This is a genomic window from Streptomyces sp. NPDC045956 (assembly GCF_056430705.1).
Genome location: NZ_JBWKKZ010000001.1, coordinates 816437 through 837038, shown reverse-complemented (window position 1 = coordinate 837038; position 20602 = coordinate 816437). Strand labels below are relative to the sequence as shown.

General features: G+C 72.9%; 23 protein-coding genes. 18 read left to right on the top strand and 5 right to left on the bottom strand.

All coding sequences use genetic code 11. The annotated features are described in order from the left end of the window. Positions 1-82 precede the first annotated feature (82 nt). The 4 genes from lipB (at position 83) to AC07FV_RS03665 (ending at position 3245) form a co-directional block, all read left to right on the top strand. Positions 83-883, top strand: coding sequence for a lipoyl(octanoyl) transferase LipB (gene lipB, locus AC07FV_RS03680; RefSeq protein ID WP_479084373.1), 801 nt, complete (start codon positions 83-85; stop codon positions 881-883). Between the two features lie 166 nt (positions 884-1049). After that, a complete protein-coding gene (gene lipA, locus AC07FV_RS03675; RefSeq protein ID WP_479084371.1) occupies positions 1050-2003 on the top strand; it encodes a lipoyl synthase in 954 nt (317 codons plus the stop codon). A 255-nt stretch (positions 2004-2258) separates the two neighbouring features. After that, the gene (locus tag AC07FV_RS03670) at positions 2259-2459 is read left to right on the top strand and encodes an SCO2195 family GlnR-regulated protein (RefSeq protein ID WP_053129709.1); all 201 of its coding nucleotides are present in this window, start codon (positions 2259-2261) and stop codon (positions 2457-2459) included. Positions 2460-2540: 81 nt separating this feature from the next. Next, positions 2541-3245: a DUF4191 domain-containing protein gene (locus AC07FV_RS03665; protein WP_356610645.1), complete on the top strand. Its 705-nt coding sequence runs from the start codon at positions 2541-2543 to the stop codon at positions 3243-3245. Between the two features lie 152 nt (positions 3246-3397). Here the strand turns inward: AC07FV_RS03665 and AC07FV_RS03660 are convergent, their stop codons facing one another. Next, entirely contained in the window at positions 3398-3865 is a 468-nt protein-coding gene (locus AC07FV_RS03660; protein WP_383648359.1) for an RDD family protein, read from the bottom strand. Positions 3866-4118: 253 nt separating this feature from the next. On the opposite strand from AC07FV_RS03660, the gene glnA reads away from it, so the two are divergent. Together glnA and AC07FV_RS03650 are read left to right on the top strand one after the other, a co-directional pair. Beyond that, on the top strand, positions 4119-5528 hold the full coding sequence (gene glnA, locus AC07FV_RS03655; RefSeq protein ID WP_383648361.1) for a type I glutamate--ammonia ligase: 1410 nt from the start codon (positions 4119-4121) through the stop codon (positions 5526-5528). Between the two features lie 160 nt (positions 5529-5688). Beyond that, positions 5689-5952, top strand: coding sequence for an SCO2583/SCO2584 N-terminal domain-containing protein (locus AC07FV_RS03650; RefSeq protein WP_384698749.1), 264 nt, complete (start codon positions 5689-5691; stop codon positions 5950-5952). Positions 5953-5998: 46 nt separating this feature from the next. On the opposite strand, the gene AC07FV_RS03645 is transcribed toward AC07FV_RS03650, so the two are convergent. After that, positions 5999-6313 (bottom strand): hypothetical protein, encoded by a 315-nt coding sequence (locus tag AC07FV_RS03645; RefSeq protein WP_479084368.1) that lies wholly within the window; start codon positions 6311-6313, stop codon positions 5999-6001. A gap of 174 nt (positions 6314-6487) precedes the next feature. Here AC07FV_RS03645 and AC07FV_RS03640 point away from each other — a divergent pair, with 174 nt between their 5' ends. Together AC07FV_RS03640 and AC07FV_RS03635 are read left to right on the top strand one after the other, a co-directional pair. After that, positions 6488-6847 carry an arsenate reductase family protein gene (locus tag AC07FV_RS03640; RefSeq protein WP_479084367.1) on the top strand — a complete coding sequence of 120 codons (360 nt, stop codon included), beginning with the start codon at positions 6488-6490 and terminating at the stop codon, positions 6845-6847. Between the two features lie 135 nt (positions 6848-6982). Continuing rightward, complete coding sequence (locus AC07FV_RS03635) at positions 6983-7675, top strand: RlpA-like double-psi beta-barrel domain-containing protein (RefSeq protein WP_479084365.1); 693 nt, start codon at positions 6983-6985, stop codon at positions 7673-7675. 3 nt (positions 7676-7678) lie between these two features. Here AC07FV_RS03635 and AC07FV_RS03630 read toward each other — a convergent pair whose 3' ends face one another. Continuing rightward, a complete protein-coding gene (locus AC07FV_RS03630; protein ID WP_479084363.1) occupies positions 7679-8548 on the bottom strand; it encodes an alpha/beta fold hydrolase in 870 nt (289 codons plus the stop codon). 98 nt (positions 8549-8646) lie between these two features. On the opposite strand from AC07FV_RS03630, the gene AC07FV_RS03625 reads away from it, so the two are divergent. From AC07FV_RS03625 to AC07FV_RS03595, 7 genes are all read left to right on the top strand, one after another. Beyond that, positions 8647-9105 carry a MarR family transcriptional regulator gene (locus AC07FV_RS03625; protein ID WP_479084361.1) on the top strand — a complete coding sequence of 153 codons (459 nt, stop codon included), beginning with the start codon at positions 8647-8649 and terminating at the stop codon, positions 9103-9105. Positions 9106-9279: 174 nt separating this feature from the next. Beyond that, positions 9280-10311, top strand: coding sequence for a glutamine synthetase (gene glnII / locus AC07FV_RS03620; protein ID WP_361011536.1), 1032 nt, complete (start codon positions 9280-9282; stop codon positions 10309-10311). A 485-nt stretch (positions 10312-10796) separates the two neighbouring features. Further along, complete coding sequence (locus tag AC07FV_RS03615; RefSeq protein ID WP_479084360.1) at positions 10797-11420, top strand: winged helix-turn-helix domain-containing protein; 624 nt, start codon at positions 10797-10799, stop codon at positions 11418-11420. 60 nt (positions 11421-11480) lie between these two features. Then, positions 11481-12497, top strand: coding sequence for an SDR family oxidoreductase (locus tag AC07FV_RS03610; protein ID WP_479084358.1), 1017 nt, complete (start codon positions 11481-11483; stop codon positions 12495-12497). A 166-nt stretch (positions 12498-12663) separates the two neighbouring features. After that, positions 12664-13950 carry a sensor histidine kinase gene (locus AC07FV_RS03605; RefSeq protein WP_479084356.1) on the top strand — a complete coding sequence of 429 codons (1287 nt, stop codon included), beginning with the start codon at positions 12664-12666 and terminating at the stop codon, positions 13948-13950. Beyond that, a complete protein-coding gene (locus AC07FV_RS03600; protein ID WP_479084355.1) occupies positions 13935-14588 on the top strand; it encodes a response regulator transcription factor in 654 nt (217 codons plus the stop codon). Before AC07FV_RS03605 ends, AC07FV_RS03600 begins: the two co-directional genes overlap by 16 nt. Before the next feature lie 132 nt (positions 14589-14720). Next, complete coding sequence (locus AC07FV_RS03595; protein WP_479084353.1) at positions 14721-16265, top strand: DUF1996 domain-containing protein; 1545 nt, start codon at positions 14721-14723, stop codon at positions 16263-16265. 77 nt (positions 16266-16342) lie between these two features. On the opposite strand, the gene AC07FV_RS03590 is transcribed toward AC07FV_RS03595, so the two are convergent. Continuing rightward, on the bottom strand, positions 16343-16774 hold the full coding sequence (locus AC07FV_RS03590) for a hypothetical protein (RefSeq protein WP_479084352.1): 432 nt from the start codon (positions 16772-16774) through the stop codon (positions 16343-16345). Positions 16775-16926: 152 nt separating this feature from the next. Here AC07FV_RS03590 and AC07FV_RS03585 point away from each other — a divergent pair, with 152 nt between their 5' ends. The 3 genes from AC07FV_RS03585 (at position 16927) to AC07FV_RS03575 (ending at position 20220) form a co-directional block, all read left to right on the top strand. Then, positions 16927-17442, top strand: a complete 516-nt coding sequence (locus tag AC07FV_RS03585; protein ID WP_479084350.1) for a tetratricopeptide repeat protein — start codon at positions 16927-16929, stop codon at positions 17440-17442. A gap of 49 nt (positions 17443-17491) precedes the next feature. Then, positions 17492-19420, top strand: coding sequence for a hypothetical protein (locus tag AC07FV_RS03580; RefSeq protein WP_479084349.1), 1929 nt, complete (start codon positions 17492-17494; stop codon positions 19418-19420). 110 nt (positions 19421-19530) lie between these two features. After that, entirely contained in the window at positions 19531-20220 is a 690-nt protein-coding gene (locus tag AC07FV_RS03575; protein WP_479084347.1) for a TetR/AcrR family transcriptional regulator, read from the top strand. A gap of 10 nt (positions 20221-20230) precedes the next feature. Here the strand turns inward: AC07FV_RS03575 and AC07FV_RS03570 are convergent, their stop codons facing one another. Then, positions 20231-20584, bottom strand: a complete 354-nt coding sequence (locus AC07FV_RS03570) for a 5-carboxymethyl-2-hydroxymuconate Delta-isomerase (RefSeq protein ID WP_479084346.1) — start codon at positions 20582-20584, stop codon at positions 20231-20233. Between the last annotated feature and the right edge of the window lie 18 nt (positions 20585-20602).

The following is a 20602-nucleotide window of genomic DNA, read 5'->3' as shown; positions in this document are numbered from 1 at the left end:
CGCTCGGCTGACGACACGCGGACGGTCGTACAGTGGCGTGGGCACCGTTCGTGCCTGACGACCTTCCAGGGAGGCACCTGCCGTGAGTGAGCTGCGGTTCGTCCGGATGGGCTTCGGCGCCGATCGCGTGGACTACCAGGAGGCGTGGGACGAGCAGCGCCGGGTGCACGCCGCGCGGTTCGCCGACGAGGTCCCCGACACGGTGCTGCTCCTCGAACACCCGCCGGTGTACACCGCCGGCCGGCGCACCGAGGAGAGCGAGCGCCCCCTGGACGGGACGCCCGTGATCGACGTGGACCGCGGCGGGAAGATCACCTGGCACGGTCCGGGCCAGCTGGTGGGGTACCCGATCCAGAAGCTCCCGCGCCCGGTGGACGTGGTGGCGCACGTGCGGCGGCTGGAGGAGGCCCTGATCCGCACCTGCGCGGAGTTCGGCCTGGAGGCCACCCGGGTCGAGGGCCGCAGTGGGGTCTGGGTCCTCGGCGATCCGTTGGAACGGCGCCCGGCGCTCGGCGGCCTCGCCCTCGACTTCGACCCCCGGCTGACGGACGAGGAGTTCGACCCCCGGCTGAACGGGCCCGAGTACGCCCCGTCCAACGCGGGCCAGCGCCGCGAGGACCGCAAGATCGCGGCGATCGGCATCCGGGTGGCCAAGGGCGTCACGATGCACGGCTTCTCGCTGAACGTGAACCCGGACAACAAGTGGTTCGACCGCATCATCCCGTGCGGCATCCGCGACGCGGGCGTCGCCTCCCTGGCGAACGAACTCGGGCGCGACGTGACCATCGGGGAGGTGCTGCCGGTGGTGGAGCGCCACCTGCGCGACGTCCTGGAGAACGCGGACCTGAGGCCGCGGGAGATCGAGAAGGCCCCCGCGGCCTGACCTCGGGCATAAACCCGGCCCGTCCGGCGTTTGACGACGAGGCCGTCAGGCCGACGGCGGGAACCCGGGGGCCGCAGCCCCCGGCAGGGCCGGCACTCTCGCGGGCCACCAAATCAACGGGCGTACCCTGGGTCACGCCGAAGAATCAAACGCTAGGGAGCCGGTCGTGTCCGCAGTCGCACCCGACGGACGCAAGATGCTGCGCCTGGAGGTCCGCAACAGCCAGACCCCCATCGAGCGCAAGCCCGAGTGGATCAAGACCCGGGCGAAAATGGGCCCCGAGTACACGAAGATGCAGAACCTCGTGAAGAGCGAGGGCCTGCACACGGTCTGCCAGGAAGCCGGCTGTCCGAACATCTACGAGTGCTGGGAGGACCGCGAGGCGACCTTCCTCATCGGCGGCGACCAGTGCACGCGGCGCTGCGACTTCTGCCAGATCGACACCGGCAAGCCCGAGGCGCTCGACCGCGACGAGCCGCGCCGGGTCGGCGAGTCCGTGGTCACCATGGACCTGAACTACGCCACCATCACGGGCGTCGCCCGCGACGACCTGCCCGACGGCGGCGCCTGGCTGTACGCCGAGACGGTGCGCCAGATCCACCAGCAGACGGCGGAGCGCGAGGCCGGCCGCACCAAGGTCGAACTGCTCGCCCCCGACTTCAACGCGGTGCCCGAGCTGCTCGAGGAGGTCTTCGCCTCCCGCCCCGAGGTCTTCGCGCACAACGTCGAGACCGTCCCCCGCATCTTCAAGCGCATCCGCCCCGGCTTCCGCTACGAGCGCTCCCTGAAGGTCATCACCGACGCCCGCGACTACGGCCTGGTCACCAAGTCCAACCTGATCCTGGGCATGGGCGAGACCCGCGAGGAGATCAGCGAGGCGCTGAAGCAGCTGCACGAGGCCGGCTGCGAGCTGATCACCATCACGCAGTACCTGCGCCCGTCCGTGCGCCACCACCCCGTCGAGCGCTGGGTGAAGCCGCACGAGTTCGTGGAGCTGAAGGACGAGGCCGAGCAGATCGGCTTCTCCGGCGTCATGTCCGGCCCGCTGGTCCGCTCCTCCTACCGCGCGGGGCGGCTCTACCAGATGGCCATGGAGCAGCGTCAGGGCGCCGCGGCCTGACGGGGCGCGCACCCGGCGTGTGAATTCACGCACAAGGACCTACTGGCCAGTACTGGCCGAGACGCCGCGGTCCCGACCGTCCTCGCAGTTGAGGACACCGGTCGGGGCCGCGCCGCCGTGGCACCCGCGGGCATCGCGTCTTCATGTCCGTTTGACCGGCGGGTCACGCCCTGGTAACACCAATCAGTGACCCTGGAATCACACCACGTACACCCGTCTCCGTGCCCGGAGCCGTACCGAGGGGGGACCTCCACGATGCAGGCCGCGCCCGTTCGCGCCACCGCCATCCCGTCGTTCACCACCGCCCTGCGGGCCGTCGAGTCGCTGCTGATGAGCAGCGGCCAGCGCACCGCCCGGCGCAACGCCTGGACCTCCGTCCTGGAGGACCGCCGCCGTGCCAAGGACCGGATCGAGACGGAGCGCGTGCTCGGACAGACCGTCTCCGGCCGCTCCTGATCCCGGCCCCGCCGCCGCCCCGCCCGCCCGTGCCGGGCACTGCCGTCGTCGGCGCTTTCGGGGGCACGTAGACTTCGTGCCATGGCGAGGAAGGAACCTGCAGCGGACGCTGCGAATCCCGGGCGACTGAAGCAGATCGCTCTGACCTACAAGATGACCCGCAAGGCCGACAAGAAGATCGGTCTTGTGCTCGCGGGTGTCGGCATCGTCGTCTTCGGTGTCTTCCTCGCGATCGGTTTCCTGATCGGTCACCCCATCTATCTCGGCATCCTGGGCGTGCTGCTCGCCTTCCTCGCGACGGCGATCGTCTTCGGACGCCGGGCCGAGCGGGCGGCCTTCGGTCAGATGGAGGGACAGCCCGGCGCCGCGGCGGCCGTGCTGGACAACATCGGCCGGGGCTGGACGACGACCCCCGCGGTGGCGATGAACCGCAACCAGGACGTCGTGCACCGCGCGGTCGGCAAGGCCGGCATCGTGCTGGTGGCCGAGGGCAACCCGAACCGGGTGAAGACCCTGCTCGCGGCGGAGAAGCGGAAGATGAACCGCATCGTCGCCGACGTGCCCGTGCACGACCTGGTCGTGGGCACCGGCGAGGGCCAGGTCGAGCTGAAGAAGCTGCGCACGACCATGCTGAAGCTCCCCCGCGTCCTGTCCGGCCCGCAGGTCACCGTGACCAACGACCGGCTGCGCGCCCTGGGCGACCTGATGAGCAACATGCCGCTGCCCAAGGGCCCGATGCCGAAGGGCATGCGCATGCCCAAGGGGGGCAACCCCAGGGGTCGCTGACCCTCGGGCCCTCCCCGGGCCCCCGCAGGACGACTCCGCGACGCCGGTACGGCGATGGGGGCGACCGGATCACTCCGGTCGCCCCCATCGCCGTACCGCACGCGGCCGTACCGCACGCGCGTGGCCGTCCCGCGGCCCCGCGGCGCCCCGCGTCAGATCCGGACCTCCACGGTGCGCGCCAGCCGGTCGTGCAGGCCCCGGCCGTCGCGGTCCCAGATCAGCGCCGGCAGGGCCAGGCACAGCAGCACCGAGCGCAGCAGGGCGCGCACGGGGCTCGGGCGGCCCGTGGCGAGGTCGACCACGCGCAGGCCGAGCAGGCGCTTGCCCGGGGTGTAGCCGACCGTACCGACGGTCAGCACGCTCAGCACGAAGAAGATCAGCAGGGCCCAGTTGCCGGTGACCTGGTCGTAGCCGTCCGTGATCAGGCCGTATGCGATCAGGAGGCACAGACCCCAGTCGACGGCCATGGCGCCGATCCGCCGGCCCGGGCGGGCGATCGACCCCGGCCCCTCCTCCGGCAGACCGAGCTGCTCGCCCCGGTACCCGAGGTCCGCGCCGGCCTCTTCGATGGCCGCGCGCGGCCCGGAAAGCCACGATCCGATTGCTTGCCTGTTGTCCACCCGTCCACGGTACTGCGCCCGTATATGACCTCCGGACGGAGGGGGCGTGAAGGGTGCGCCGAGGGGCAGACGGCGGGGTGTGCCGGGCGCGGAGGAGGCCTAGGCTGTAACAGAGCCGGTTAACTTCTGCGAAACAAATGGGTCACGCCCGAGAAATCACCCGTCCCTAGGGTCGAGGAAGCGTGTGCCACCCGCACTGGCAGCACGAACGACATACCACCCCGGCGGGACGGTCGGGAGTAGGAGGAGCTGGATGTTCCAGAACGCCGACGAGGCCAAGAAGTACATCGCCGACGAGGACGTCAAGTTCGTCGACGTCCGGTTCTGCGACCTGCCGGGCGTCATGCAGCACTTCACGCTGCCCGCCGCCGCGTTCGACCCCGACGACGAGCAGGCCTTCGACGGCTCCTCGATCCGCGGCTTCCAGGCCATCCACGAGTCGGACATGTCCCTGCGCCCCGACCTGTCGACCGCGCGCGTCGACCCGTTCCGCCGGGACAAGACCCTCAACATCAACTTCTTCATCCACGACCCGATCACGGGCGAGCAGTACTCCCGCGACCCGCGGAACGTGGCGAAGAAGGCCGAGGCCTACCTCGCCTCCACGGGCATCGCCGACACGGCGTTCTTCGGCCCGGAGGCGGAGTTCTACGTCTTCGACTCCGTCCGCTTCGCCACCAGCGCGAACGAGTCCTTCTACCACATCGACTCCGAGGCCGGCGCCTGGAACACCGGTGCGCTGGAGGACAACCGCGGCTACAAGGTCCGCTACAAGGGCGGCTACTTCCCGGTCCCGCCGGTCGACCACTTCGCCGACCTGCGTGCCGAGATCTCCCTGGAGCTGGAGCGGTCCGGCCTCCAGGTCGAGCGCCAGCACCACGAGGTGGGCACGGCCGGCCAGGCGGAGATCAACTACAAGTTCAACACGCTGCTCGCCGCGGCCGACGACCTCCAGCTCTTCAAGTACATCGTGAAGAACGTGGCGTGGAAGAACGGCAAGACGGCGACCTTCATGCCGAAGCCGATCTTCGGTGACAACGGCTCGGGCATGCACGTCCACCAGTCGCTGTGGTCGGGCGGCGAGCCGCTCTTCTACGACGAGCAGGGCTACGCCGGCCTGTCGGACACCGCGCGCTACTACATCGGCGGCATCCTCAAGCACGCCCCGTCGCTGCTGGCCTTCACCAACCCGACGGTGAACTCCTACCACCGCCTGGTGCCGGGCTTCGAGGCGCCGGTGAACCTGGTCTACTCGCAGCGCAACCGCTCGGCCGCGATGCGCATCCCGATCACGGGCTCGAACCCGAAGGCCAAGCGCGTCGAGTTCCGCGCGCCGGACGCCTCCGGCAACCCGTACCTGGCCTTCTCGGCCCTGCTGCTGGCTGGCCTGGACGGCATCAAGAACAAGATCGAGCCGGCCGAGCCGATCGACAAGGACCTCTACGAGCTGGCTCCCGAAGAGCACGCCAACGTGGCGCAGGTCCCGACCTCGCTCGGTGCGGTCCTGGACCGCCTGGAGTCCGACCACGAGTTCCTCCTCCAGGGCGACGTGTTCACCCCGGACCTGATCGAGACGTGGATCGACTTCAAGCGGGCGAACGAGATCGCCCCGCTCCAGCTGCGTCCGCACCCGCACGAGTTCGAGATGTACTTCGACGTGTGATCGACGCCCGGCCCGTCCGGACCGTCCGGCGCCCCCGTCCCCTGTCCGTCAGGGACGGGGGCGCCGTCGTCGGCCGGAAACCGCCCCCGGCGGAGCCCGGCCCGGGATCATGGATACTGACACGGTTGTTCGAGTCAGGGGACGGGGAGAGGGATCGGGCATGTCCGAACGGGACGACGAGGAGCGCGAGTTCGACCTGAGATGGGCGGACGGCGCCGAGCACAAGGAGCCTTCCGCACGCGCCCGGATGCTCGCCGCGCGCTGGAAGGAGAACCCGCCCGGACCGGTCCCCTTCCGCGCCGATCCCGAGCACGTGGGCCGCTCCGGACGCCGGTCGTCGTGGGTGTCGACCGTCGTGGTGCTGGGCTGTGTGGCCGCGGTGATCGTCCTGCTGGGGTACGTCGACTTCCGGGCGCCCTACTAGGGGGGTGCCGGACACCGCGTGGGATGCGGCGGTGTCCGGCGTCGGCTCAGCGCGCGTACCGCATCAGCGCGCGCACCATGTGGCACGTCGTGTCCGACGGCGGGTGGACGCCGATGGTCTGCGCGGCGCTCCTTATCCTCTCGTTGCGCGCCTGGTTCGGCAGGTAGACACCGGAGTCGAGCAGGGCGATGGCCAGCCGCATCGCCTTGAGCCGGCGGTTGTGCGAGACGTACCACTCGCGGGGGCGGCCCGCCGGCAGCGGACGCTTCTCCACGGGTTCGTACGGCAGGTCGAGCAGGACGGGCCGCTTGGCGGTGGACTGGGTGGGCAACGGCTTCGGCTTCAGTGCGGCAGCGGGCACGGGCATCCTCCTGTCGCGGTCAGGGCGCCGTCCGGACCACCCGGCGACACCCTCGAACACTGCTTCCATTTTACCGCCCCCCACTGACAAAAGCCCCTGGCCACAAGGGCTTTCGGGGTCGCTGGGGCGCACGGGGCGAACGGGTTCCCGCGCCCCCGGGCTACGGTGTGCGGCATGGAGATCTGGATCAACCCGGCCTGTTCCAAGTGCCGCAGCGCGGTCGCCCTGCTCGACGCCGAGGGCGCCGACTACACCGTCCGCCGCTACCTGGAGGACGTGCCGAGCGAGGACGAGATCCGCGAGGTGCTCACCCGCCTCGGGCTCGAACCGTGGGACATCACCCGCACCCGGGAGGCCGCCGCCGAGGAGCTGGGTCTGCGGGAGTGGCCCCGCGACGAGGCGGCACGCCCCCGCTGGGTCGCGGCGCTCGCCGCACACCCGAAGCTGATCCAGCGTCCGATCATCACGGCGGACGACGGGACGGCCGTCGTGGGCCGCAGCGACGAGGCGGTCCGGGACGCCCTGTCCCGCTGACCCGTGCCTCGCCCCCGGCCGGGGAGGGGCGACTGTGACGCAGGTTACTCACGCGTACCGCGCCGGTCGCTGAGCAACTCCGTTCGGTATCTCGTACATAGCGGCGTACGCTCCCCCAGCTCTCAGGAGGCGCGCATGTCGCGCAGAAGAAGTCTCGGTACGAAGAAGAGGATCGCGCTGCTGCTCGGCGCGGCGACGGTGGCGGGTGGCGGGGCGTTCGTCGCGGCCAACGCCTCGAACGCCGCCCCGCCCGCCCAGCAGGCCCGGACGAAGTCCGCTCAGGATTCCTCCGTCTGCCAGGGCCTGGCCACCGCGTTCGGCAACAACCAGCGCTTCATCGAGGGCCAGCGGGCCGCTCCCGACGCGCAGTCCGAGGCCCGGATCGCCAACCGCGAGGCGGTCCTCGCGGAGATCGAGCGCAAGCAGGCGGCGTCCGGCTGCACGGTCGGGGAGTCGGCTCAGGACTCCCAGGCCGCACAGCCGCCGCAGGGCGGCGCGGAGGCGGGCCAGGACGCCGGGCAGGAGGCAGGCCAGGACGCCGGGCAGGAGGCGGACCAGGCGGGAGGTGCCGCCCAGGCCGGTGAGCAGGTGTGCGCCGGCTCCACCGTCACGCTCTCCGGGGAGGGCGGCGCGCCCGCCGCGTCCAGCAACCAGTTCCCGGTGGGCACCAGGCTCAGGGTGACCAACCTGGACAACGCCAGGTCCACGACGGTGGAGGTCGCCTCCGCCTCGGGAAGCTGCGTACTGCTCAACAACGCGGCCTTCGAGCAGGTCCGGGAGGAGGGCAAGTTCCTGATCCGGCGGGCGCTCATCGAGAAGGTGGCGTGAGGCTCACGCCGACGGGGTGAGGAACCCGGCGAGGCGGCCGCCCAGTTCGGGCGGGGCACCCTGCGGCAGCGCGTGGTGGGACACGTCCGGCAGGACGGCCACCTCCACCCGCGGCAGCAGTTCCCGCGCCCGGGAGGCCACCGCCGACGGGTCGTGCGTCCTGCTGTTCCCGGCCAGGAGCAGCAGGACCGGCACGTCCAGCCCGCGCAGCCGGTCCGGCGCCGGACGCGGCCCGGTCACCGGCCTGCGGGTGGGAAAGCCGACGGCAGCCTCCTGGAGGGCCAGCCAGTCGGGGTCGGGGGTGCCCGCCCCGGTCTCCCAATCCAGGAAGGCGCGGACCCGGCGGGGCGTGGGCCGCAGCAGCATCGGCAGCGCGCGCAGCAGGTAGGCCGCCCGGAACCCGGCGAAGCACTGGGTCGGGTCCAGGAGGAACAGGCGGCGTACCCGGCCGGGCGCGTGCAGCGCGTGGTGCAGGGCGATCCAGGCGCCGTGGGAGTGCCCGCCGAGGGCCGTCTCCCCGATGCCGAGGCCGTCCAGGAGCGCGTCCAGCCAGGCATCGAGGTCGGCGACCGTGCGGGGGTGGCGGTCGCCGGCCGCTGTGCTGCGGCCGGGGGCGCCGACGAGGTCGACGGCGTGCACGCGGTGGGTGCGGGCGAGGGCGCCGGCCTGGGCGTACCAGGAGGCGGAGGTCGCAGCGCCGCCGCCGGGGAGCAGGACGACCGGCGGGCCGTCGGGCGGGCCGACGACGTTGACGTGGGTCTCGCCGAAGGGGGTGGTGACGGTCCTCGCCTCCCGCCCCGCCGGCCACTTGTCCATGACCGTGTCGTACACGGCGTGGAAACGGCCGGCGTCGTACGTGTCGCGAGCGCTCATGAACGGGCCCCCTGCCCCTCAGGTGTCCTCTCGCGCCGAGTATCCTCTCGCTCGGCGAGATACTTGTCGGGCGAGATGATAGCCGGAGGCGGAACCCCATGGCCGAGCAGGGACCGGAACTGGAGGTCGTCCACCTGTTGCGCGCGGTCGCCGTGGAACTCGGGGCGCACAGCGCGCGGTTCGCGCAGCGCCACGGCATGCACCCCACCGACGTCCGCGCGCTGATCGCGCTCATGGACGCGTCCCGGGCGGGCGAGACGATGACCGCGGGGCGGCTGGGTGCCGCTCTCGGGCTGAACTCGGCGGGGACCACCGCCCTGGTCGACCGGCTGGAGCGGGCCGGTCACGTGCGTCGGGTGCGCGACGACCGGGACCGGCGCAAGGTCGCCGTCGAGGTGGACGAGCGGGCCGTCGCCCTCGGCTGGTCCCACTTCGGGCCGCTGATCGGGCAGGCGGTGGAGCTGCTGCGCGGGTACGACGAGCGGGAGTTGGGGGCGATCGCCTCCTTCCTGGCCGGCGTGCGGGACGCGGCGGCCGCGGACGAACGGGAGCCGTGAGACCCGCACCACACCGACCGCAGGTAACACGGGGTTCACATACGGGCAACGGACGGGAAATCGCCTGTTGGCACGCTGCACGGCAGTAGACGCGACGCCCCGGTCCGCCCTGGTCCGGCCCGGCGCCGCAGCACCCGCAAGTGCGCCCAGACCCACCCCGAAGGATGTGTCCCCGTGACCTTCAAGGCCGAGTACATCTGGATCGACGGCACCGAGCCGACGGCCAAGCTCCGTTCCAAGACGAAGATCATCACGGACGCCCCCGCGGGCCTGGACGCCCTGCCGATCTGGGGCTTCGACGGCTCCTCCACCAACCAGGCCGAGGGCAGCTCCTCGGACTGCGTGCTCAAGCCGGTCTTCTCCTGCCCCGACCCGATCCGCGGCGGCGACGACATCCTGGTGCTGTGCGAGGTCCTCGACACGGACATGACCCCGCACCCCAGCAACACCCGCGCCGCACTGGCCGAGCTGGCCGAGCGGTTCGCCGCGCAGGAGCCGATCTTCGGCATCGAGCAGGAGTACACCTTCTTCAAGGGCGCCCGTCCGCTCGGCTTCCCCGAGGGCGGCTTCCCGGCCGCGCAGGGCGGCTACTACTGCGGTGTCGGCTCGGACGAGATCTTCGGCCGCGACGTCGTCGAGGCCCACCTGGAGAACTGCCTGAAGGCCGGTCTCGGCATCTCCGGCATCAACGCCGAGGTCATGCCCGGCCAGTGGGAGTTCCAGGTCGGCCCGCTGGCGCCGCTGGAGGTCTCCGACCAGCTGTGGGTCGCCCGCTGGCTGCTCTACCGCACCGCCGAGGACTTCGGCGTCTCCGCCACCCTCGACCCCAAGCCGGTCAAGGGCGACTGGAACGGCGCGGGCGCGCACACCAACTTCTCCACCAAGGCGATGCGCGAGTCCTACGACGCGATCATCACCGCCGCCGAGTCGCTCGGCGAGGGCTCCAAGCCGATGGACCACGTCAAGAACTACGGCGCCGGCATCGACGACCGCCTGACCGGCCTGCACGAGACCGCCCCGTGGAACGAGTACTCCTACGGCGTCTCCGACCGCGGTGCCTCGGTCCGCATCCCGTGGCAGGTGGAGAAGGACGGCAAGGGCTACATCGAGGACCGCCGTCCCAACGCCAACGTCGACCCGTACGTGGTGACCCGCCTGCTCGTCGACACCTGCTGCACCGCGCTGGACAAGGCCGGCCAGGTCTGACCCGGCCTCCCACCCGCTCCGCAGGGCGCCCACCACGACGGTGGGCGCCCTTCGCGCTGCCCGCACGGCCCGTACGGCGGGCGGACGGCGGCGACTTCGCGCCGATCGGCGTCCACGCAGTGAGAGGAGGCTCCTGTCGCGGGCCCGCGTCTGCTTCAATGGGCCCATGGCCAGCTTCCGGAAGCACGCAGTGACAGGTCGCCATGACCTCGAGCCCTTCTGGCCCTCCCGTCAGCACGACGACTTCGACCGGGTGTGTTGCCGCGCGACGATCGCGCCGGCCCGCTAGGAAGCCGTACCCCCACCGGGCGTACCCCCCAAGCCGTACACCACCGGGCTCACCTTCCCGGGGCGTACCCCCGAGGAGTACCCCCTCCGGGCCTTCCGCCGGCGCGCACGACGTACGTCCCCGCGACGCGCCCGAACACCGACTCGCGCCCGTCGCCCCACCCGACGAACCTCTCGCGCGAAAGAGCTGACGTCTCATGGCGACCACCCGTTCCCTGTCCACCGTCCCCCTCGACTCCCCCGCCCCCGCCCCCGTCCTGCCCCCCTCCCTCGGCCACCGGCACGGACTGCGCGCCGTCGACCGGGACGAGACGGCGGACGCCACGGGCTTCCTGCCGCCGGGCGCCACCTGGCTGCCCGCTCCCCCGCACACCCTGCCCTCGCTGCCGGGCCGCCCGCCCATGGTCGGCTACCTGGTGCTCGTCCCGGCCGACCAGCAGCCGCCGTTCCTGCCCGTCGGCGGCCTCGCGACGGCGGCGAAGGACACCGGGGAGGAGGCCGGCGGGCCGGGCGGCGGACAGGCCCGCGACCCGCTCGTCCGGATCGACGCCGCGCGGCGCACGGCGGCGGTCGACGGCCGCGAACTCGACCTGACCTACCTGGAGTTCGAGCTGCTCGCGCACCTCGTCACCCATCCCCACCGGGTGCACACCCGTGACCAGCTGGTCATGACGGTGTGGGGGTACGGCCACGTGGGCGACGGCCGCACCGTGGACGTGCACGTCGCGCGGCTGCGCCGGAAGCTCGGCGCCGAGCACCGGCGGACGATCCAGACCGTGCGGCGCGTCGGCTACAAGTACACACCGCCCACGGGACGCTGAGTCTCTGCTGTCGGCAGACGGGCGTTCCCTTCGGTCCGCGCGCCGGGCACAGTGGCCCGCATGAGGCTACTGGTGCTGGGCGGTACGGAGTTCGTGGGGCGGGCCGTGGTGGAGGCGGCGCTCGGCCGCGGCTGGGAGGTGACCGTCTTCCACCGCGGGCGGCACGCGCCACCGCCCGGTGTCCGGTCGCTGCACGGCGACCGCACCGACCCCGACGGACTCACCGCCCTGGCCGACGGCACGTGGGACGCCGTCGTCGACACCTGGTCGGCGGCGCCCCGCGCGGTGCGGGACGCGGCGCGGCTGCTGCGGGGCCGCGCCTCCCGCTACGTGTACGTGTCGAGCTGCTCGGTGTACGCCTGGGCCCCGCCCGCCGGGTACACCGAGGAGGCCGCGCTCGTCGACGGCGCCTCGGCGGACGCGGAGCAGACCGACTACGCCCGGGACAAGCGGGGCGCCGAGCTGGCCGTCCTGGACGCCTTCGGCACGGACCGCTCGGTGCTCGCCCGGTCCGGGCTGATCCTCGGCCCGTACGAGAACATCGGGCGGCTGCCCTGGTGGCTGACCCGGGTGGCGCGCGGCGGCCCGGTGCTCGCGCCGGGTCCGCGGGACCTGCCCGTGCGGTACGTCGACGTCCGCGACCTCGCCGACTGGCTGCTCCGAGCGGTGGAGCGGGAGGTGAGCGGGCCGTACAACCTGGTCTCGCCCGAGGGACACGCCACGATGGGCACCCTGCTCGACGCCTGTGTCGCCGCCACGGGTGCCCCGGCCGAGCTGCGCTGGACCGAGCCCGGCACCGTCCTCGCCGCCGGGGTCGAGCCGTGGACGCAGCTGCCGGTGTGGACACCACCGGGCAGCGACCTGCACGACGCCCTGCACGGCGCGGACGTCTCCCGGGCCCTGGCGACCGGCCTGACCTGCCGCCCCGTCGGCGCGACCGTCACCGACACCTGGTCCTGGCTGGCGGGGATCGGCGGCACGGCACCCCGGCGCCCGGACCGTCCGCCGGTCGGTCTCGACCCGGAGACGGAGGCGAAGGTCCTCGCGGCCGACGGGAGCGCACCCGCGGAAGCCTGACCCGACCCGAGGGGCCCCGACCCGACGGGCCCCGACGCGAGGAGCCCCGACCCGACGGGCCCCGACCCGAGGGGCCCGAACCCGGCCGGGGGTGTACCTGGCACCACCCCCGGACCGGGGGCCCGGCCCCGTGACCGGCCGCCGCGGCCCGGGCGAGACTACGGGCATGGACATCGAGACGAAGCACAGCGGCGTCGGCACTGGCTCCGGCCGGGACCGGGCACCGGCACGGGACGTGGCTCTGGCGGCCGTACGGGGGCTCGCGCTGGTGCCGCTCTGCCTGATCGGCTCGGTGCTGTGCTTCTGCCTCACCCTCGTGTCCGTCGCCCTGATCCCGATCGGAATCGGCCTCGTCACCACACCGTGGGTGCTCACGGGCGTACGGGCGTTCGCGGACCGTCGGCGGCTGCTCGCCGCCGAGTGGGCGGGGGTGCGGATCCCGCGGGCGTACCGGCCCCTGCCGGCGGACGCCAATCCGTGGGCGCGCACCTTCGGCATGCTCGGCGACCCCGCGACCTGGCGCGACTTCCGCTGGCTGCCGGTCGACATGACGGCGGGCGCCGTCACCGCGCTGCTGGCCTTCGCGCTGCCGCTGTACCCGCTGGAGGGGTTCGCGATCGCGGCCGGCCTGTGGCGGGTCCTGCCCGACGGCTACTGGTACGGCTTCGTCCGTGTCACCGACCAGCTCTCCGCCTTCTACGCCGCGGGCCTCGGCGCCGTGCTGCTGCTCGCCGCCCTCTGGCTCACCCCGCTCCTGCTGCGCGCCCACTTCCGGCTCACCGGTGCGGTCCTCGGCTCGGGCCAGGGCGAACTGGCCGAGCGGGTGCGGGTGCTGACCGAGACCCGGCGCGACGCCGTGGACACCTCCGCCGCCGAACTGCGCCGCATCGAACGCGACCTGCACGACGGGGCGCAGGCCCGGCTGGTCGCCATGGGCATGGACCTCGGCACCATCGAGGCGCTGCTGGAGAAGGACCCGGAGCAGGCCAGGAAGCTGCTCGCGCAGGCCCGGCGGTCCTCCGCCGACGCCCTGACCGAGCTGCGGGAGCTCGTGCGCGGCATCCACCCGCCGGTGCTCGCCGAGCGCGGCCTCGGGGACGCCGTACGCGCCCTGGCACTGCGGCTGCCGGTGGACGTCGAGGTCACCGTGGACCTGCCCGGCCGCGCGGAGGCGCCCGTGGAGGCCGCCGCGTACTTCGCGGTCAGCGAGGTCCTCACCAACGCCGTGAAGCACTCCGGTGCCGACCGGATCTGGATCGACGTGCACCACACCGAGGGGCTGCTGCGCGTCACCGTCACCGACAACGGCAGGGGCGGGGCGGTGGTGTCCGCCGGATCGGGCCTCGCGGGGGTGGAACGGCGGCTCGGTACATTCGACGGCGTCCTGGCCGTCAGCTCGCCCGCGGGCGGCCCCACCATGGTCACCATGGAGATCCCTTGCGCGTCGTCCTAGCCGAAGACCTGTTCCTGCTGCGCGACGGACTCGTCCGGCTCCTGGAGGCCCACGACTTCGAGATCGCCGCGGCCGTCGAGACCGGCCCCGAGCTGTCCCGGGCGCTGGCCGAACTGGAGCCGGACGTCGCCGTGGTCGACGTCAGGCTGCCGCCCACGCACAGCGACGAGGGCCTGCAGTGCGCGCTCGAGGCCCGCCGCCGCAAGCCCGGACTGCCGGTCCTGGTCCTCTCCCAGCACGTGGAGCAGCTCTACGCGCGCGAGCTGCTCGCCGACGGCACCGGCGGGGTCGGGTACCTGCTCAAGGACCGAGTCTTCGACGCCGAGCAGTTCGTCGACGCGGTACGGCGGGTGGCGTCGGGCGGCACGGTGATGGACCCCCAGGTCATCCAGCAGCTGCTCAGCAGGCGGGCGGCGGCGGACCGGCCGCTGGAGCGGCTGACGCCCCGGGAACTGGAGGTGCTGGAGCTGATGGCGCAGGGGCGGACGAACGCGGCGATCGCGGGCAGGCTCGTCGTGACGGAGCGGGCCATCGCGAAGCACACGGCGAACATCTTCGCCAAGCTGAGTCTGGAGGTCTCGGACGACGACAACCGCCGTGTGCTGGCGGTTCTCGCGTATCTGGACCACGGTCGCTGACCTCGTCCCCCCCACGGAACCCGGCAATCACCCGGAGGGCTGAACACCCCGGGGACCGACTCCGTATGGAAGGGAGCCGCTTCACTCCTGTCGGGCGCCCTCGATGCCCCGCAAGGAAGTCAGAGGAGTTCCATGGGACGCAACACAAGAAAACGCCGTTCGCCGCTGGCCATCAAGGTCGTAGCCGGGGCGGCGGCCCTGGCGGTCGGCGGGGGCGGGCTGCTGTGGGCCAACTTCAACGCCTCGGCGCACGAGGAGGGCCCCGGGCAGCACCGCACGCGGTCCGCCGCCGCGCAGGTGGCGACGATCGACTGCCCCGACGTGGGCCAGCAGATCTCCGGCGTGCCGGACCGGGCGCGCGGTGAGGTCGACGGCGAACTGGCCACGCTCGACAGCCAGATCACCGACGCCTACCAGCGCCTCGCCACCACGCGGCAGGCACAGGCGGGTGACGCGCAGTTCGTCCGCAACGCCATCCTCGGCCCGCTGAAGGACCGGCGGAAGGTGATCATCGATCGGATCCAGCTGGAGATCAACCGGGCCGGCGGCCGGGCCGACGACAACCTGGACGAGCTGGCCGGGTGCCAGGGACAGCCCGCCGAGCAGCCGCAGGACGGCGGCGGACAGGGCGGCGGAGGCCAGGACGACGGCCAGAACGGAGACGGGCAGGACGGCGGAGGCCAGGACGACGGCGGTCAGAACGGGGACGGCCAGGACGACGGCCAGAACCAGGACGACAACGGCAACGGCGTCGCGGGCCCGGTCGCCGACGACTTCGTCGACATCAACGACGTCCAGCCGAACTCCCGCAACAGCCAGAACGGGCTGGCGGCCGACGGCGACGGCGGCTCCACCGGCACCTTCACCACCGACTGCGGTGTCAACGAGAACAACCTCTTCAACAGCGACAACCTGATCGCCGCCCCGGGCGTCGACAACGGCGCCCACCACACGCACGACTACGTCGGCAACCAGGACAACGACGCCTTCTCCAGCGACGAGGACCTGGCGGCCGCGGACACCTCCTGCCAGAACCAGGGCGACAGGTCCACCTACTACTGGCCGGTGCTGCGCCTCCAGGACGGTACGCAGGAGTTCGACGCGAACGAGCAGGGCGGTGGCGCCGAGGGCAACGTCGGCAGGATCCTCGAACCGGCCCAGGCCGAGCTGAGGTTCGTCGGCAACCAGCAGAGCGACGTGGTCGCCATGCCGAGGTTCCTGCGCATCATCACCGGGGACGCCAAGTCCTTCACCAACGGCGACGCGAACGCCAACAGCTCCTGGAGCTGCACCGGCTTCGAGGACCGGCAGGTCACGGACAAGTACCCGCTGTGCCCCGAGGGCAGCCAGGTGGTGCGCACGGCCAACTTCCAGAGCTGCTGGGACGGCCAGAACATCGACAGCGCCAACCACCGGGACCACATGGCGTTCGTCCAGGCGGACGGCAGCTGCGCAGGCGGCTTCCAGGCCATCCCGCAGCTCCAGGTCCGCCTGGTGTACGACATCCCCACCCCGACCGTCGAGAACGGCCAGGTGCGGAACCCGTACGCCGTGGACAGCTTCCCGGAGCAGCTGCACAAGCCGATCACCGACCACAACGACTTCATCAACGTCATGGACGAGGACCTGATGAACGAGGTCGTCGACTGCATCAACAACGGCGAGGACTGCCAGTAGCCGCGGCGGCGCCGCAGCGCGAGGGCCGGTGACGGGGAGACCCGCCGCCGGCCCTCTTCGCCGTCCCCCGGACGGGGTCAGCCGCCGTGCCCGCCGTGCCCGGCCGGGTGCGCGCCGCCGTCGTGCCGCGCGCCCTCCTCCAGGGTGCCGCCGAGCCGGCCGCGCAGGCCGGCCACGACGTCCTCGTGGCCGACGGCCACCCACTTGCGGCCGACGAGGTAGTGGCCGCCGTAGTCCTTGGCCGTGTTGATCCACTCGCGCTGGCCGCGGTCGGTGGCGAAGGTGGCGAGGACGTACTTCTCCTCGCCCTTCTCGCACAGCGCCTGGCGGATGGTGTCGGCGTCGGTCTGCATGTTCGGGTCGCACTCCGCCTCGGCGGCCAGGTGCTCCAGGCTGCCGGTCGCGGTCTCGGGCACGGCCGCCGCGCCGTCCCCGTCGGCTCCGCAGCCCGTCAGCGCCACCACCGCCGCCGTCGCCGCCAGCGCGAGCATCGGTCGGGTCAGCCTCATGTGTTCCTCCGGTCCGTTCCGGCGTCATGCCGCGCGGAGCCCCGGCGAGGGCTCCCGCCATCGATACGGTCCCGGGGCGCGAAGTACTCAGAAGACGACGGGCCCGCGTGACGCACGTGTCCTTCCGGGCACGGTCGTGCGAAAGTGGCGCCGTGGACCAGGACTGGGAAGACCGTGTCGCCGCCGCATGGGCGGCGTTCGACGACCGCACCGACCCCGGGGACGGCGGCGCCGCCTTCCGCGCGCTGATCGACGCCCTCGCCGACGAGTTGCCCGCCGACAGCCCCCTCGGCCTGTTCGAGCGGGCCTGCGCCTGGGACTCCACGGGCCACTCCGACCGGGCCGTGCCGCTGTACCGTGAGGCGCTGGCCCGCGGTCTGAGCGAGGTCAGCGGCTACAAGGGCCGCCGGGCGAAGATCCAGCTCTCCAGCTCGCTGCGCAACACCGGCCACCCGCAGGAGGGCGTGAAGCTGCTCTCGCCCGAACTGGTCGCCCCCTCCGACGAGTTGGACGACGCGGTCCGCGCCACGCTGGCGCTCTGCCTGTCCAGCATGGGCCGCGACCGCGAGGGCCTGTCCCTGGTGCTCGGCGCGCTGGCACCCCATCTCCCGCGCTACCAGCGCTCGATGGCCACCTACGCGCGGCTCCTCGTGGAGACCGACGACTAGCCCGACCCGCCCACGGTGACCATCCACCGATTCGCTCGTTCTGCTGAACGTGCAGTCACAGGATGTCGCCCCGCCCCCCGCATCGTCCTCCGTCTCCTCGGCCGACCCGGTCGTCGACGTCGAGCAGGCCGAGGCCGCGCTCGTCGAGCACTATCCGCGCCTGGTCCGGCTCGCCTACCTGGTGCTGCCGCCGGGCCTCGGCCGCAGCCGCCGGGTCCTGACCGCGCACGCCCTCACCCAGCGCGCACTGCCCCGGAACCGGACGACGACCCCCGTGGTCCCGGCCCAGACGTCCGGCCGCGACCTCGACCCCGGATACGCCCTGGTCCGCCTCCGGGTGGTCCGTACGGCGCTGGAGGCCGGCCTGCCCCTCATGCGGCGCGCCCGGCCCAGGCGGGCCCAGCTGCCGCCGCTGCTGCCCCAGGTGCGCGGGCTCAAGCTCTTCCCGCGCTCCGGCGGCGCCGACGAACTCGCCCTGGACCAGCAGCTGTCCGCCCTGACCGCGCCGGGCCGGGCCGCCTACGTGCTGCGCGGGCTGGAGAACCTCCCCGACGGCGCCGTACGGCGGCTGCTCGCGGCCGCCGGGGTCGCCGACGCCGACGCCGCGCTGCGGGAGGCCGACGAGGTGCCCGCCCAATACGCGCTGCTCGCCTCCCCCGAGTTCGACCCCTGCTCCTTGCAGGCCCGGCCGACCGACCTGATGCGCCGCCGGCAGCACACGCGGGCCGCCCTGGTCGCCGGGGCGGCCCTCGTCGTGTGCGGGGCGCTGCTGGGGCTGCCCGGCGACGGCTGGGGGCCGGACGGCGCCGCCGCCCCCGCGTACGCGCGGAACCCGGCGGCCGAGGCGGCCCTGGACCCGGCCGGCCTGACGAAGGCCGCCCCCGCCGCGTGGAAGACCTCGGCGCGCACCGACTTCTCGGTGTGGCCGGCCCGCGGCGACCTCACCGGTGACCAGGAGCTGCTGCGCCGCGCCCTGGCCGTGTGGGCCCGGCCCGGCGAGAACGTGGGCGTCTCGGCGACGCCGGGCACCGCGACCGGCGGCCCGGCCGGCCCGCCCCAGCTGCTGTACGCCGGAACCGTCGACAACGCGCGCGTGGTGATCCTCCACGACGGTCTGCGACTCGCCCGGTACGCCGAGCCGAAGGACGGCGCGGCCGGCGCCGCCCTGGACTTCGCGCGCACCGACGGCGCCCGCCGGTCCGAGGCGAACGCGGTGGTCCTGGGCCGGGCCGACGGCAACGTCCGCTACCTGACGGCACCCTGGGTGACCGGGGCGGCCGGGCGGGATCTCACCGAGCCGGACGCCGGTGCCCGGGAGCTGACGCTGACCGACGGCGTGACCTCGCCGGTGGCCAGCCCCGCGCAGCAGCAGTCCGGCGTGTGCACGTCCTGGAACGCGTTGGAGCTGGCCGACGGTTCGGACACCCGTCTGGTGACCGACCTCGGCGAGCTGGTGCCGGCCCGCCTCACCACGGGCCGGCCCGGCTCGGTGAAGGACGCCTCCGGCTCCGAGGCGGCGGCCTGGGCGCCGTACGCCTGCTCGCTGGGGTCCGTGCGCGGGCAGGGTGTGCGGTCGGTGAACGCCTGGGCGTACGCGAGTCAGCCGCTGCCCGACGCGAGCGGTGCCGGTGCCTGGGTGTGCACCCGGGCCGAGACCTGGCGGGGCGACGGTGCCCGGGTGCTGGCCCAGTTCCGGACGCCGGGCGGGGTGCAGGGCGCGGTGGCGGCGAAGGCGCAGGACGTGCCGGCGTGCGGCGAGCGCGACCCGCACGTGCTGGCCGGGGTGCTGTGGAAGTCGGAGGGCGGGCACTGGTACCTGCTCGCCGCCGGGGACCGGGAGACCGGGCGGATCGAGGCGAGCGGCGGCATCAGCGACTCCGCCGACGGGAACCTGCTGACGGCGAAGGCCGAGCAGGGTGCGCAGGCCGAGCTGAACGGCACCCTGGAAGGCGGCCGGACGATCGGCGGGCTGCGCTGAGGCCCGCGGACCACGTCGGCCGGCACACGGAGCGACGCTCACCGGCCCTGTGAACACCGATGTCCGGTCCGGCCCGTTCGGGGGCCGGATTCGATCGGTAAGGTGTTCGTATGACTACCGGGGTGCGTCGCAGGATGGGCGTCGAGGAACGGCGGCGGCAGTTGATCGGCGTCGCGCTCGAGCTGTTCAGCCGCCGCTCGCCCGACGAGGTCTCCATCGACGAGATAGCGTCGGCCGCGGGTATCTCGCGCCCGCTGGTGTACCACTACTTCCCCGGCAAACTCAGCCTGTACGAGGCCGCGTTGCAGCGTGCCTCGGACGATCTCGCGGCCCGGTTCGTGGAGCCGCGGGAGGGCCCGCTGGGTGCGCGGCTGCTGCGGGTGATGGGCCGCTACTTCGACTTCGTCGACGAGCACGGCCCCGGGTTCTCGGCGCTGATGCGCGGCGGTCCGGCGGTCGGCAGCTCCACGACGAACGCCCTCGTGGCCTCCGTACGGCAGGCCGCGTATGTCCAGATCCTTTCGCACCTGGACGTCACCGACCCGCCCGCGCGGCTGGAGCTGGTCGTCCGGTCCTGGATCTCGCTGGCCGAGTCGACGGCCCTGCTCTGGCTGGACGGGCGCCGCATCCCGCGGGCCGAGCTGGAGACCCAGCTGGTGCACGACTTCGCCGCGCTGACCGCGGTGAGCGCCGCCCACGACGAGGAGATGGGCGCGCTGCTGCGCCGGGTGCTCGACCAGGAGCCGGCCGACGGCCCGTTCGGGGACCTGGTCGGCCGGCTGATCGCGCTGGCGTCCTGAGGCCCCGGTCTCAGACCTCGGCCTTGCGGTAGGACGGGTCGAGATCGCGTACCTCGGCCGACAGGTGGAGGGGGACGCCGTCCCTGGGCCCGACGTGCTTGCGGAGCAGCTCCACCACGGCCTCGGTGAGCCGCACCTTGGTCTCGTCGGAGCGTCCGGCGAGCAGGGCGATCGAGACGTTCACGATGGCGTGCCGCTCCTTCTCGGCGCCGACGACCGTGTCCTCGGCGCGCAGGACGCGCGTCTTGCACGCCTCCAGCCGGGCGGCCACCGTTTCCACGATCACCGGGTGCAGGGCGAGAGCGAACTCCTCCCAGTCGACGTCGTCGACGTGTCCGGAACGCTCGATGGTGATCTGCGGCATGGGTGCTCCTGTTCTCCT